The following is a 13,719-nucleotide window of genomic DNA, read 5'->3' on the forward strand; positions in this document are numbered from 1 at the left end:
ATCATTCACTCGGGGGAAAGGCCGCTTTGTCATACCACACAATTCCCATCGGCGAGGAATCGCCCCAGGTCGTCAATATGATCGTCGAGATTCCCCAGGGCTCGTCGAACAAGTACGAGTACGATCACGATCTTGATGTCTTCAAGCTCGACCGCACCCTTTATTCGCCTTTGTTCTATCCCTTCGACTACGGCTGGATCTGCGACACGCTGGCCCAGGACGGCGACCCGCTCGATATCCTGGTCATCACCACCCAGCCGACCTTCCCCGGCTGCCTGATCGCCGCCCGCCCGCTCGGCGTCCTAATGATGCGCGACGAAAAAGGCCCCGACGAAAAGATCCTCGCCGTCGCCGCCGCCGACCCGCGCTTCTCCGACATCGCCAAACTTTCCGACTTGCCCTCGCATATCCTCAAAGAGATCGTCCACTTCTTCGATATCTACAAAGAGCTCGAAGAAAAGCAAACCATTGTCCTCGGCTGGCAGGACGTCGACACCGCGCACGGCGTGATTGAGAAGTTTCGCCTGACTCCTAAGCACGAATGCCCGGATGCGCCAAAGCACCCGTAACGGAAGGGAAGTATCATAACGGTTTTCGTTATGATACTTTCCTTCCGTTAAACGTTATCAAATGTCGCCCCGCGATTTTCAATCTTCATATTCCGTGATGCAGGCGCAGGATGCGCTCAGGGATTTCGAAAAATACCAGCCCGCGCCCACGGATTTGCCGGCGTTGGTTCGTCTGGCAATAATTCACTATCACTTTAAGGCTATTAACCCCTTCCTGGGCGGCAACGATCGAATTGGGCGACTTCTCCTAGTAATGCTTCATTCGATAAGAATTTCATCGAAAATTGAAAGAATGCTCTGGAAATTACTGTCGTTGATACGATAAATTGCCCGTGTTGTGCATAATACATAAGAGAATAAGCGTTAAGTTTTTTCGCGCGTTGATTGCTCTTAGTTAATCTTACTATCACAACAGGCGGTAACTCATGTATCAGTTCGGGCAAGCGATTGGCGTGATCTCTATTGTCGGAGCGATCAGCGTTTTGGCGGGGTGTGGCGGCGGTGGGGGCGGAGGCGCGACAGCCGTTGCTCAAGGGGGATCGTCCGCCACTATGCATCTTTTAAGAACAGGGGACCAGTGGGATTACAATCTCTCCGGCGAATTGGATGCAACGTCCGGGCAGAAATATCCGATCACCGGAAGTGCGCACTTCGAAGTGGGAAGCGCCACCTTGAATACGCTGACATTTAATACGATGGTCGAGACGATTACGGTGACCGCCAATAACCAAACCGCGACAACCACGGAAACCGTTTATTTCACCCAAGACCCCACAAACCACAGCATAACGGAGATCGCCGATAAAGCAAGCGACACGGCGGCTCTGAAGATTGTGAGCACGCCGCAAGTCATCTATCCAGGGACATGGACTTCGCCGCTGTCGCAGCGCAGCCAAATCACGTTCAACGATGGAACGTTTGAGAATACACTTCTGTCTGTCAACAACATAGAGACAGTGAACACGTCCGGCGGTAATTATAACGCCTATAAGGCCGTCCTCGCCGAGACGGCGTCGTCGGGTAGCACGACGCATACAGAGTGGTGGGCTCCTGAAATCGGAAATTTCGTGAAGACAACTGAGTCGGCCCCGATTAGTCTGGGACAGCTCACGGTGACATTGCAATTAGTCTCGACAAATGTCTCGGCAAGCTAATTGCCGCGCCTCATCCATCATCAGGCTTCGTACGCCATGCTTCATCCGCTTGGCGTACGAAACCTGATATTTATGATCTCAGCTTGACAATCGACTGCGTAATTCGTCACAATCCCTATTAAGTTTATATCAAAAGTGTCGTAGTTTGCCGACTCGTCCACGGGAGGCCCAAAGCAGTATTGCTTTGGGCCTTTTTTCGTTTCGGATTTCTCGGAGAAAGGTCGTGTTGGGATGGGGGATGGAATCGCGCTGGCGAACTCTTCAGATTTGGGTGAGCCGCTGGAGCTTATCGCGGATGTCCTGGTGATCGGCGGCGGGCCGGCGGGGGCGTGGGCGGCTTGGAGCGCGGCGTCGCGGGGCGCGCGGGTGGTGCTGGCGGACAAAGGGTATTTGGGCAGCTCGGGCGCGGCGGCGTCGGGCGGCATGACTCTCTGGCATTCGGAGCCGGACGCGGATTCGCGGGAGCGGGCGAAGGAGAACCGACGCAAGGTGGATGGGCTGCTCTCGGATCTGGGATGGATGGACCGGGTGCTGGAGCAGACGTATCAGAACGTGCGGCGGATCGAGCAGTTCGGGTATCCATTCCCGACCGACGCCGAAGGGAATATCCGTCGGGAAAGTCTGCAAGGGCCGGAGTATCTGCGCACGATGCGCCGCGTTGTGAAGGACGCGAAGGTGACGGTGCTGGACCAGAGCCCGGCGCTGGAGCTGCTGCTGGACGCCGATGGGGTGGTCGCGGGAGCGCGGGGCGTGCAGCGGCAGGAGAACCGTTTTTGGACGGTGCGGGCCGGCGCGGTGGTGATTGCGACCGGCGGCTGCGCGTTTCTCAGCAAGTCGCTGGGGTGCAATGTGCTGACGGGCGACGGAGCGTTGATGGCGGCGGAGGCGGGAAGCGCCTTCAGCGGGATGGAGTTTTCCAATCACTATGCGCCGTCGCTGCCGTTCGCGTCGGTCACGAAGGGCTTGATGCTGGGGTGGGCGACGTATTCGCGCGAGGACGGAACCGTGATCGCCGGACGCGGGCGCGGTCCCGGCGGCAATCCCTTGGGGGCGGCCCTGCTGGAGGGACCGGTCTATGCGATCCTGGACAAAGCCGATCCGGAGTTCCGGAAGATCATGCGGACCGCGCAGCCGAATTTCTTCGTGCCGTTCGACCGATCGGGGATCGACCCCTTCACACAACGGTTCCCATTGAAACTGCGTTTGGAAGGGACGGTGCGCGGGACGGGCGGGCTTCAGATCGCCGGTCCTAACTGCGAAACGACCGTTCCTGGTCTTTATGCGGCGGGCGACGCGGCGAGCCGCGAGATCATCGCCGGCGGCGTCAGCGGCGGCGGCGCGCTGAACGCGGCGTGGTCCATGTCGTCGGGCTATTGGTCCGGCGCGGGCGCGGCCGCGTACGCGAAGTCGCTCGGAGGACGCGTCCACACGCGCACCGTTCGCGGCGTTGGGCGCGCGGCGCTTCGCCCGCAGGGATATGAGGCGGGCCTGGATTCGAGCGAGATCGTCTCTCAGGTGCAGCAGGAGGTCTTTCCCTATGATCGCAATCTATTCCGGACCGGGCCGAAGCTCACGGCGTCCCTGGAGCGTCTCCATGCGCTCTGGCCGCAGGTCCTCGCGCACGAGCCGTCCACTCTGCGCGGACTCATACGGGCGCGGGAGGCGGCGGCGATGGTCGCGCACGCCCGCTGGATGTACGCTTCGGCGCTGGAGCGCACCGAAAGCCGAGGAATGCACGTGCGCCTCGACTATCCCGATCTCGATCCCCGTCAGCAGCATCGACTGATCAGTTACGGCCTGGACCGTGTATCGGTCCGCCTGGAGCGTTTGACGTCGGCGGCGTTGGCGCCCGAAAACGAGAAAGAGCTGGTGGCGGCATGATCGAATTAGTCAGCGCATCCCGCTGCATCGAATGCAACTTATGCGTAAAAGTCTGCCCGACGAACGTCTTCGACGAAGTTCCGGGCGGCGTTCCCGCGATCGCGCGTCAGGAAGACTGCCAGACATGCTACCAGTGCGAAATTCATTGCCCGGTCGACGCGATGTACGTCGCGCCTGAGGCCGAAGTCTCCGTGCCTGTAAACGAAGAAGCGCTGATCGCATCCGGGCTGCTGGGAAGCTATCGCAAGGAGATCGGGTGGGGCAAAGGCCGCGAGCGCGGCTCAAAGTTCGATACGAGCTATCTGGTGAGGCCCCGGTTTCCGGGGTAGGAGGGAGGGCCCTCACCCGGCCCTTCGGGCCACCCTCTCCCAATTCTGGGAGAGGGTTCAGAGTAAGAGATTAAGATTTGGATCTTTGATCCAAAAGATCTTATGACTTAAACTCTGACTCCCCTTCTCCCAGAATTGGGAGAAGGGGCTGGGGGATGAGGGCCTCTCCTCATTGCGTCCGTAAGAACGCCGCGACGCATTCTTGGCACCATTGCGATCCCGCGCCTTCGGCCAAAATCGCTCGCGCTCGCTCTTTGTCCATGCCTTGACGGTAAGGACGGTCGGTGGTCATGGCGCTGTAGGCGTCGGCGACGGCCATGAGGCGGGCGATGATGGGCGTTTCTTCGGCGCGCAGGCCGGCGGGGTAACCGCGCCCGTCCCAGCGTTCGTGGTGGTGGCGCACGGCGTCGAGGACGTCGTGGAACTGGGGGACGGCGGAGACGATGGCGGCGCCCATCTCCGGATGCTGCTTGATCGCTTCAAACTCGGCTTCGGTGAGCTGCCCCGGCTTGCGCAGAATGGCGTCGGGGACGCCGATCTTGCCGACATCGTGCAGCAGGGCGGCCACGGCGACCGTGCGCTGGTCCGCTTCCTCCAGTTCCAATTCTCTCGCGATCGCCAGGCTGTGCGCCATGACGTCCTCGGAGTGGCGGCGTGTGTAGCGGTCTTTGTTGTCCACGGCCGTCACCAGGGCGTCCAGCATGGAGAAACCGGCCACGTTCACCATTTCGTGACGGATATGATCGGCCTCGGTTTCGACGGCGGCGCCGGTCTTGGCGCGGCGCAGGCGCTCGTCGGCGATCCGAACGGCTTCGTGGCGATCCACGCTATGGTTCGGGATCAGGGAGACGCCGACGGAAAGGCCGATCGGGATCCCGGTCTCCTGGCCGTCGGGACGGTAGAGCAGACCGCTGAGGTCCGCGCGCAGGCGCGCTTCGATCTCGCCGCGCGTCGAGTGTCCCACCGACGGCAGCAGCAGCGCGAACTCATCGCCGCCGAAACGTGCGAGCGTGTCGTAGGGGCGGCAGATGTGAATCAAGCGCTCGGCGACCGTGCGCAGCACGTTGTCGCCGATGGCGTGGCCGTAAGCGTCATTGAAGAACTTGAAATGGTCCATGTCCAGCATGACGACGGCGAGCACGGAGCCGTCGCGCTGGGCGCGGGAGCTTTCCTCCGCGAGGCGCTTGTGGAACGCCCGGTGGTTCAGCAGACCGGTCACGGGATCGCGGTCCGCCCGCTCCTCCGCCTCGCGCAGAGCTTCTCCCTGGCGCGCCTCCGCTTCCTTGCGCTGCGTAATATCTTCCGTCACGCCGATCATACGGACCGGTTTGCCGTCCTCGCCGCGGATCAGGCGCGCTTGCGCTCCGATCCAGCGGATCTCGCCGTCCGGGCGAATGATGCGGTACTCGGCGGAATAATCGGCCCGGTTGTCCAGGGCGTTCCGATAAGCCGCCCGGACTATCTCCGCGTCGTCCGGATGCAGAAGCTTGAGAAAATCGGCGTTGGTGAATGACGACTGGGGCGATACTCCCAGGTGCATGAGGTTGCTGTTGGAGAGATCGAGATACTCGCCGGCGTCGATATCCAGATGCCAGGAGCCGAGCTGACCGCTTTCCAGCGCCAATTGCAGCCGCTGGTTGCTTTCGCGCAGGGCGTGGGCGGCGCCCTTGAGGGCTTCTTCGGCGCCGCGCCGCGCCGTGGCGTCCTGGAGCACCTTGCCGAATCCACGCAGCTCCCCGCCGTCGTCGCGCAGGGCATGGATCACGCCCTCCGTGAAGATAAGCTCGCCGTCCTTGCGGCGCAGCCAGCATCGGCTTTCCAGTCGTCCGTCGGCCAGTGTCCGATCCAGCTCCCGGCGCAATAGCCCTGCCGCTCGCTCTTCTTCCGTCAGAATAAGCTCGGCCGACTGACCGAGCGCTTCTTCTGAAGTGTATCCTAAGATACGCGCCGCGCCGTCGCTCCAGTACGTGACGCGGCCCTCGGGATCCGTCATCATCATGGCGTAATCGCGGGCGCCGTCCACCAGGAGGCGCAAAAGCTCCTCGCTCTGACGCAGCGCGGCCTCGGCGCGCTTGCGGTCGCTGATATCTCGCGCGATCGCGCAGAGACCGATCAGGTCGCCTTCCGTATTGCGAACGGGGCTGATGCGGACCGAAACGCTCACCCGGCTTCCGTCTTTGCGGATACGCTCCGTCTCGGTGATGACGCTGACCTCCCCCTGCTGGACCTGTGCGCGAAAGTCCACGAACTCGCGATATTTGTCTTCAGGGACGAGGATCTCAAATGGCTGGTTGACCATCTCCGCGGCGGTGTAGCCATAGATGGTGTGCGCTCCGGAGTTCCAGCCCAAAATAACGGCGTCCAGAGTCATGGGGATAATGGCGTCGTCTGAGTTCAGCGCGGCGGCCGCGAAAAACGAATCGTCGACGTGCGCGTGAAATAATCTGTCGGCTGCTGGTTGAGACACGTCTGCTTTATTCTCCGTTTTGCGTCTGGGATCGCCGAATGGAACGAATTTATGTATACCCAATTGCAGGAAGAATTCGCCGCTCTGGAAACAGCCGAGTTTTCAAATTACGCGCCGCCCGCTCGCTTCCATCGGGCGATCCAGGGGTGCGCGGCCACGATTTGCCGGGCCTTTTCCGGATCGACCATGTGGATAAAGGCGACGTATCCGGCGGCGTACGCCTGAGCGTTCTGGCCGAGGCGCTCGCTGACGGCGGGGAGACCGTCGCGTTCGCACTGGTGCAGCATCGCCCGGAACCGACGCAGATTTTCGCGGGACAGACGCGGCGCGCCGCCGTTGACCACGAGACCCGTCACCGTTTGGCGATGCTGGCCGCGCTGGACCGACGTCTTTTCTTCATTCACCGTCAAGCCCTCATCGGCAATGATGCGGCGTGTGAGATCGAGCAGCATGCCGACAGGCGCGTCGGGCTTGGCGTGCGAGAAGACCAAGTCGTCGGCGTAGCGGGTGTAGACGAAGCCCATCGCCTCGGCGGCCCCGGTCAAGCGGGCGTCGAGCTTGCGGCACAGCAAGTTAGTGACGGCGGGCGAGGTGCACGCGCCCTGCGGCAGACTGCGGCCGCCGACCGCGACGAACCGGCGCGCCCCGTCCAGCGTCGCCGCCACGCGCGGCGCTTCCGTGGTTAGCAAAGCGAGCAGGGTGGCGACGCCGCCGTTATAACCGAGCGATCGGAACAGCGTCCGCACGCGCGGCAGGGTGATGGACGGGAAGAAGTCCTTCAGGTCGATTCGGATGACGACCGCCTGGCCCTGATGGCGCCGGGCGTTGTCCGCCACCGAGCGGGCAGGGCGGAACGCCATCGCGGCGTCGTGTACAGGGACCGGGGAAAGCACGGATTCCAGCACCCAGGACTGCGCCGTGCGCAGACGGCGCTTGGGCGAGGAGATCACGCGTACGCCGCCGCGCTTCTTGGGGATCGTGAAACGGGAGTAGTGATCGATCGTGGCCGCGCCCCGGTGATAGGTCAGCCAGGCGAGATCGGATTCCGAAATCCCGATCGCGGCGGCGACATCGGATGCCGTTGTAAGCGCCGGCAGTCCCAGCGTCGCCGTCTTCTCCGGATCGCCGCCTTTATAGACCAGCGCGTCGGAGACGCCGTGTCCGAGATAGGGAAGGGCGCGCTTGCGCCATTCGGTATCTTTGGCGTGCGATTCGATCTTCTCCTGGGCGCGGCGCTCGCGACGGGCGATGCGTTCGGCGCGGACACGTTCGATCCGTTTGCGCCGAACTTCGGCGAGCAGCGCCGGGATATTGCCCGCCTCGGCGATCTTTGCTTCGACGCCGTTTAGCTCCGTGCGCAGCGCGATCATCTCATCGTAGTAGACACGCAGCTCTTTCTCCGCGCCCGCCGCCAGCTCCGCGACCTCGGGGCTGGGCGGCCAGAAGCCGAGCCGGACCATCTCTTCCCGGACGAACGCGGACTTGCCGATCGCCGCTAGCTGTTTTCGCTGTTCCGAATTCATTGCGCGCGATCCTCCAACATGGCTTGAAACTGCTGCTCCGTCAGGACGGGTACGCCGAGATCGCGCGCCTTTGTCAATTTCGATCCGGCCTTGTCTCCGGCGACCAGATACGTCGTCGTGCGGCTGACGCTGCCCGACGCCTTGCCGCCGCCCTGCGCCACGAGCGCCTCGGCCTGCTCGCGCGTGAACAGCGTCAATGCTCCCGTGAAGACGAAGTTCTGTCCTTTGAACCGGTCCGGGCGCAGCGCGGCCCCGCCTCCGCTTCCGCCGCTCTCCGTGGCGGCCGCGCCGGCGCCGACGCTTTGCTGGGACGCCAGCACCGTCGCCGCAAGAATGTGCGCGCACGGTCCCTTGCGCAGCTTCTCCCGCCGGTGCCACGAGCAGTTGCACTGGACGAAGCGGGCGCGCCCATCGGCGTCCAGATCCAGCACCACATGGAACTTGCGCTCGCGCTTCTCCTCGCCGCCGCGCACCTGGGCGCGATAACGCGTCGTTTGTTCGCCTTGTTCGGGGACGCCGAACGTTTCTTCTTCGTCCTCCTCGCCGGCCTTCAGCCATTTGACGCCGCCGGTCGCCACCAATCGGCGAGCGAGGTTGAGGCGCTGATCGCTTTCGTCCTCCTCGGGCGCGGGGAAGGGGAGGAGCTGCCGCCAGCGGTAGACGCCGCCCGCCAGGTCGTACATCGCGCGCCCTTCGCGGGTGAGCTTTTGCAGCGCGGTCGTCGCGGCCTCGCGCGACATATCCGTGCTCGCCGCCAGCTCCTCGGGCGTCAGCTTGAGCCGTGTTTCCAATGTCTGGGCCGCCTGCGCGATGTCGCCGTCGGAGACGGAGCCGGTGGAGGCAAGCAGATCGAAGCGCGCCGCGCGCGACCAGTCGTTTTGCGTCCACCCCGACAGTCCCAGGTCGAAGCGGTGATCTTTCAGGAAAACGGTCCAGTAGGACGGCATGCCCGTTCCCAGCAACCGCGCCTGGACTTTCTCCGCATGCGGCATCAATGATTCCAGCACGAAGAGGCGGCGACGGCCCCAGATGCGGATATCGCCCGAGTAATCTCCGGAGAAGACCTGCTCGGATTCCAATACTTCAATATTCCAGGGTTCAATAACAATCTTCGGTTTCTCGCCAGGCGCGAGCACGAAGCGCAGGGAGCGCGGGCCTTTGTCCTCGCGGCGGCTGCGCAGGGCGGCGAGCACTTCGGCGACGGTGGCGGCGCTGAGCGTGACGTCGACGCCCGAGAAGGCCGCCGCCGACTGCACCTGAAGAAATCCGCGCACCCAGGTCGGCGGCAGATCGATCTTCTTCTCCATATGCTCGCCCGCGCCCGTCGCCACCGTCACGCCCTCGCCGGCGATCTGGATAAAGGCGGGGCGGTAGTCGCGCACGCGGCGGATCTCATCGGCCAGCGCGCGGCTGTAATCGACATTCGTCGTGCCGAAGACCGTGGCGCCGAACACGTCCAATTTGTCCATCGGCACGGTCACGCGGCCATAGCTCGACTCATCGATGGAAAAAACTTCAAAGACAACGCAGTCGGGGTGGACGCTGACCACGGGGTCGAGGATCATCCAGGCGTCTTTGTCGTTGTCCCAGAGCCATTTGTAATACTTGGCGCGCGACGCCATAAAGTCCGCCGAGTTCAGTTGCTTTTCCAGCGGGTAAGACAGCTTGCGCAGGTCGGTAAGGCGCGTCTTCAGGGTTTCACGCTTTTCCGTTAGGCCCGGAAGCGCGCGCATCCGTCCTGCCATCTCGACCGACATTTCTTCTAAATAACGCTGCTGCACCCATTCTTGATACGCCGCGTGATCCTTGGGCTTGACTCGATGATCGCCGGAGACGACCGCGTAGAGCGCGAGCATCAGGCGCGCGTAGGCGAGGCTGTCGCGCACCATGGCGTTGAGCGCCACTTTGGGACGGGACAGCTCCGCCGAAACGTCCAGCCGCAGCCCTTCTGGACTCATGGACGCGCTGCTGGGGCGCGCGTAGCTTTGGGTGACTTCCATGGCGCCTATCCTCCCGCTGGTCCGTCCAGCGTAAATCCGTCAATCGTTTCGCCGGCAAGAGCGCGCTTGGCAAGCTCCGCAAACGCCCACTCGGAATCGCGCGCGGCCCGGCCGCGCGCCAGCGCCAGCAGCGTCGGCGCATCCACGGTCGGCGCCGCGCTCTGCCGCGTTTTGACCTGTTCCTTGGCGCGGCGTCCGCGATGACGGGCGCGCAGCACCGTCTGATCGAACAAGACGGCTTCCGGGGAGGCGTCGTCCGCGCCGGTGAGCAGCGCGGCGACGAACGCCTGCATGTCCGTGGCGTCGTGCTCGAACAGCGCGCGCAAGATTTCCGTCATCGGCAGCGACTTCTGATGTTCGAGCACGAACTCGCGCCCGATTTCCCGCACGGAGGATTTGGGGCTGTCGCAGAGCGCCAGGGCGTAATTGCGCTCCTGCCGGTCGCCTGGGATAACTGAGTCGAAGTATGTCTTTCCGACGACAACGCTTTGCGGGACTTCGGATTCCAGCAAGCGCAGCGCGAATGGCGTCTCCATGCCGAGGGCGGAAACGCGCGCGAGGCCCCACTGCCGAACTTCGGGAAGAACATGCGTGGCGGCTTGCAGCAAGAGCGCCGAATCACGCGCGAAGAGCGCCTCATGACCGCGCGCCCAGCGCTCCAATAAGAAGCCGAACGCCGGCTCTCGGATATTTAAGAACGAGGAGTCATCGGAAGAGATCAATGTGTGCGCCACATCGGCGTCGAGCAGCAGGCGGCGCTCCAGGCGATCGTCGGCGGCGCTCGCGATAGCCCCCTCGGCCGCACGCCAGAGCTCCTCCAGGCCAATGCCTTCCTGGAGATTGCGCAGCCAGCCGCCGCGCAGCGTTTCCCATTGCGCGTCCGATGCGGCGGCGATCAGCGTGAGCGTCACCGTGGCGGGCATCGTCTGCGTCATGCGCGCGAAGGTGGACGACGTCAGCAGGTCGACCAGGAACGGCCGCTCCGCCAGGCGCTCGGCGACGGCGTCTGGCCCAAAGCCCGCCCGCTCCAGCAAGGACAGCGCGGCGGCGGAGCTCATGGCGGTTCTGAGAACTGCGTTCGGCTCCGTGCTGGCGAGGAGACTCGTCCAGATGGGCTGCAAGACGCCAAGGCCGGTCGCGCTCGCCGCCAGCAAGCGCCATCCGGCCATCCGGACGGCTTCGTTTTCATGCATCACCAGGCAGCGCGCCGCAGGCGCGCTGACGCTTTTGCCCGCAATCGCCGCTTCCAGGGCCTGTGTGACAGCTTCCTGCTGAGCCGCATCGGCGCCCGACAGAGTGAGCGCCCAGGAGGGCGCATCGCTGGCGTCCGCCGCGCGCGCGGCGGCGACCACCATCTCCGTCAGGGGGCTTCGGCGGGCGGCGAGGAATGCGCCCGCCGCATCCAGCAGCCGGAGCTGACCGGCGGTATCGGCGAAGAGGGTCGCCAGCAGCATCGCTCCGCCGACGGAGCGGCGCGCCATGACGTCCTGTGTGAGCTGCGCGACGATCTGGGCGAGCATGCGCCGCGCGAACGCCACGCGCCAGGCGCCGTCGCCGGGATTGACCCTCAGGCCGTCTTCAATCGTCCGCCGCAGGCGAACGCCCGCCCGCAGATAGGCGTCGGCGGCGATCGATGGATCCATGGCCGACCGGGCGGCGATTCGCGCGGCGACCTCCCGCAGCGCGAACCGCGCCAGCAGCGGCGACGGGCTCGTCAGAAGGCTTGTCAGCATCGGTGTGGAGAGAGGCGGGGGCGGTGTGTTTGTATCGCGCAGGATCTTCCACGCGGCTTCATGCGTTTGCCAGGGCAGCGCGGGATTTTGCAGCAGCGACGCCGCGAGATCCGGGCGCCGATTCCAGGCTTCCGGCGCGCGCTCCTCGCGCGTGCGCAGCCGGAGACGCGTTTTCCCGAGCACATAGGCGCCGCGCCCATGGCGTGTCTGGCGGTACCGGTCCGACTGGCCGAACAGGATATCGATCGTGGCCCACTGGCGCCGCAGGTCAAGCTCCGCTGACCCTGTGGACGAGAGAACGTCGTGCGCCAGCCGCACATAACGGTCCGGGTCGCGTTTGGCGAGCCCGCGCAGCAGACGCCGCGCGCGCCGTTTCATGTAAGCGAACGTTTCGGGGGTCGGAGGCCGGCCGATGGGCGTCGGATGGTCCGGGCGCGAAATGTCCAGAATGGAGACGCCCTGATAACTCACGACGTAGATTTTGTCGCCGCGCATTATGAATGATTGGGGATAAACGCCGGGCAGCGGGGAGCGCCCGATCACGCGCGGCGCGAGCAGATCGGTGGCGTCGATCAGATACAAGCCACGTCCCTGCGAATACGCCAGGACGCGATTCCCGTCCACGGCGATATGGTCCGGCGCGAACCCCAGGTTAAGAAAGCCGAGCTTACGCGGGCGGCGCGGATCCGCCGCATCCACGATTTGCAGCCCTGCGTCTCCCCGCTGCCCCTCCGGGGCGATCGTAGCGTAAACCAGCAGTCCCGCTGTCACCGCTTTGACGACCGGGCCCAGGGTGATCGATCCGACAATGGAGGGCTTCGCGGGATTGAAGGCGTCGACAAAGCGCAAGCCGCCGTCCTTCGGCAGGGAGCTCCAAGTGAAGCCGAGCTTGCCGACGACGACGCAGGTTACGCCGTCTCCCATCGTCAGAGTGCTTCCGCCAGGGATATCGATCTTGCCGCCGGGGACTGGCTGATCCGGATTCTGAAGATCATAAATCTGAAGCGTCGCGTCCTTGCCGCCGGCGTTGGGGACAAAATACCCTAGCCGAAAACGATCGCCGGCGACCAGGCCGTTGGGCAAGAGGGAGATGACGCCGCGCAGACGCGGCTCAGTTGGGTCCGAGATGTCATACAGGGAAACGCCCGGGCGTTGCTGTCCGAAGTCTTGGGCGCACAACAAATCTCCGGCGAAGAAATAAAACTGCGTCTGCCCGGTCGTTTCAAACTTCGCCAGATTCGCCGGTCGCAACGGGTCGGCGTCGCTCAGGGCGAAGACGCCGACGCGCGCCGCCTGCCGCATGGTGCGCCGGGCGGCGATGAGAGTATCTCCATGGATGACGATCTGCTGAAGATTGTTGGCCCCTTCGAGCTCCATGACGACCGGGGCCGAGGGCGCGGCTTGCAGCGGAACGCCATCGAGCCGCGCGATCAGCGCGGCGAGCAGCTCCATATCAGCGCCGGAGTCGGCTTCCTGCTGCTTGTAGAGCGCCTTGAAGCGCGCCCATTCTCCGTAACCCAGCTGGGATCTTCGGATGAAATCGATGAGGATATCCCGTGAGACATCGCTGGAGGAAGAGTTGGGGGAAGTCGGCTCCCCGGCGGGCGTGGACATGGTCAAACCTCCGCAGCGCTGCTCAGATCAAAGATCGGGCCAAAGATTCGGACTTGAATATCAGAGGTGTTGCCATTTCGGGAGCGACGGCTACTTGACACGGAGGACCGGCGCCGTTCACTGTAGGCCCGGCGACGGGGTAGTGCACCCCTCTGTTGGTGGGCCACGTCCGACTCAGCGCCGGCAGAGGGGTGCACTACCCCGTCGCCGGGCTGAGTAGAAACGGTGACCGGTGAAGTGAAGCCATCTTCACGGCAGCCGCGGCGAAACGCCGCAGACGAATTGCTAACCACACCGCTCCCGAAACGACAATGACGACAGTATATCTGCTTGGCGTGCGTCTGTCAAGGGGTTGCGAACAAAAGTTCGTAAAATATTGTAAGAGTGTAAAGATCGCAACCGATGCGGATGTGCGTTTGCCGATTTTGTGACATAAAACCTTGGCGCAT

General features: G+C 63.5%; 9 protein-coding genes. 5 read left to right on the forward strand and 4 right to left on the reverse strand.

Annotation, left to right across the window (positions count from 1 at the left end; genetic code table 11):
* The first annotated feature begins 26 nt into the window (after positions 1–26).
* The 5 genes from D5261_RS12160 to D5261_RS12175 all read left to right on the forward strand — a co-directional run bounded on the left by D5261_RS12160 (position 27) and on the right by D5261_RS12175 (position 3,933).
* Positions 27–569 carry an inorganic diphosphatase gene (locus D5261_RS12160; protein ID WP_218025576.1) on the forward strand — a complete coding sequence of 181 codons (543 nt, stop codon included), beginning with the start codon at positions 27–29 and terminating at the stop codon, positions 567–569.
* A 97-nt stretch (positions 570–666) separates the two neighbouring features.
* Entirely contained in the window at positions 667–894 is a 228-nt protein-coding gene (locus tag D5261_RS33420) for a Fic family protein (protein ID WP_354673127.1), read from the forward strand.
* A 100-nt stretch (positions 895–994) separates the two neighbouring features.
* Positions 995–1,723, forward strand: a complete 729-nt coding sequence (locus D5261_RS12165) for a hypothetical protein (protein ID WP_119321291.1) — start codon at positions 995–997, stop codon at positions 1,721–1,723.
* Positions 1,724–1,954: 231 nt separating this feature from the next.
* The gene (locus tag D5261_RS12170) at positions 1,955–3,604 is read left to right on the forward strand and encodes an FAD-dependent oxidoreductase (protein WP_119321292.1); all 1,650 of its coding nucleotides are present in this window, start codon (positions 1,955–1,957) and stop codon (positions 3,602–3,604) included.
* The gene (locus D5261_RS12175) at positions 3,601–3,933 is read left to right on the forward strand and encodes a 4Fe-4S binding protein (RefSeq protein WP_119321293.1); all 333 of its coding nucleotides are present in this window, start codon (positions 3,601–3,603) and stop codon (positions 3,931–3,933) included. The genes D5261_RS12170 and D5261_RS12175 overlap by 4 nt, the downstream gene beginning before the upstream one ends.
* 169 nt (positions 3,934–4,102) lie before the next feature.
* Here D5261_RS12175 and D5261_RS12180 read toward each other — a convergent pair whose 3' ends face one another.
* From D5261_RS12180 to D5261_RS12195, 4 genes are all read right to left on the reverse strand, one after another.
* Complete coding sequence (locus tag D5261_RS12180) at positions 4,103–6,400, reverse strand: sensor domain-containing diguanylate cyclase/phosphohydrolase (RefSeq protein WP_119321294.1); 2,298 nt, start codon at positions 6,398–6,400, stop codon at positions 4,103–4,105.
* A 107-nt stretch (positions 6,401–6,507) separates the two neighbouring features.
* On the reverse strand, positions 6,508–7,923 hold the full coding sequence (locus D5261_RS12185; protein ID WP_119321295.1) for a reverse transcriptase family protein: 1,416 nt from the start codon (positions 7,921–7,923) through the stop codon (positions 6,508–6,510).
* Positions 7,920–9,923, reverse strand: coding sequence for an SWIM zinc finger family protein (locus D5261_RS12190; RefSeq protein ID WP_119321296.1), 2,004 nt, complete (start codon positions 9,921–9,923; stop codon positions 7,920–7,922). The genes D5261_RS12185 and D5261_RS12190 overlap by 4 nt, the downstream gene beginning before the upstream one ends.
* 5 nt (positions 9,924–9,928) lie before the next feature.
* Complete coding sequence (locus tag D5261_RS12195) at positions 9,929–13,270, reverse strand: LVIVD repeat-containing protein (protein WP_119321297.1); 3,342 nt, start codon at positions 13,268–13,270, stop codon at positions 9,929–9,931.
* Positions 13,271–13,719: the final 449 nt, after the last annotated feature.

This window comes from Capsulimonas corticalis (assembly GCF_003574315.2).
Lineage (GTDB): Bacteria > Armatimonadota > Armatimonadia > Armatimonadales > Capsulimonadaceae > Capsulimonas > Capsulimonas corticalis.